Source organism: Flammeovirga aprica JL-4, assembly GCF_012844305.1.
GTDB classification, from domain to species: Bacteria; Bacteroidota; Bacteroidia; order Cytophagales; family Flammeovirgaceae; genus Flammeovirga; species Flammeovirga aprica.
The window spans coordinates 1-798 of sequence record NZ_JABANE010000336.1; the positions used below are offsets into that span (position 1 = coordinate 1).

The 798-nt window shown below is 55.8% G+C and carries 2 protein-coding genes; both read left to right on the plus strand.

What is annotated here, in order from left to right:
- On the plus strand, nucleotides 1–298 hold a 298-nt coding region (locus tag HHU12_RS34230; RefSeq protein WP_169661192.1), incomplete at its 5' end, for a phage major capsid protein.
- 51 nt (nucleotides 299–349) lie between these two features.
- Nucleotides 350–798, plus strand: a 449-nt coding sequence (locus HHU12_RS34235) for an HK97 family phage prohead protease (RefSeq protein ID WP_169661193.1), incomplete at its 3' end; no start/stop codon positions are given.

The window sequence follows — 798 nt, forward strand, 5'->3', positions numbered from 1 at the left end:
CAACGGGGATTACATCTGGCGTGATCGTCTCGTCGCTGACTCTCCCGATACCCTCCTTGGCCGTCCGGTTCAATATCTGGAAACCATGCCTGATGCGGCTGCGGGTGAAGCGTTCCTGGCAGTCGGGGACTTTAAGCGCGGTTACTTTATCGTGGATCACACTACTGGCGTGCGTACCCGCCCCGACAACATCACCGAACCTGGTTTCTACAAGGTGCATACCGATAAATACCTGGGCGGTGGTGTGGTGGACTCCAACGCCATCAAGGTGCTTGAGCTTTCCGGTTCAGGTTCCTGATCTGACGTTTAAGGGGCTTCGGCCCCTTTTTGCCCTTTGTGGAGTCCAACAATGAAAACAATCGATTTTGAAATCCGTACCTCCGAACTGAGCGCCAGCAACAAAAAGCTGGTGGGCTATGCCGTGCGCTGGAACAGCCTGTCAGAGGTGATCTGGGATGAGTTCCGCGAGCAGTTTGCGCCGGGGGCGTTTAAAGACAGCCTGGCATCCGGTAGCGATGTGCGTGCACTGTACGAGCATAACTATACCCAACTGCTGGGGCGTACCAAATCCGGCACGCTGGTGTTGTCCGAAGATGATACCGGGCTGCGTTTCGAGCTGACCCCGCCAAACACCCAACTTGGCAATGATGTGCTGGAGCTGGTGGAGCGTGGAGACATTTCCGGCATGAGCTTCGGGTTCCGTGCGCTGAAAGAGTCCTGGGATATTACTCCTACACCGTATATTCGCACTGTTACCGCTGCCGAGCTGCGGGAGATCACCGTTACTTCTATGCCTGC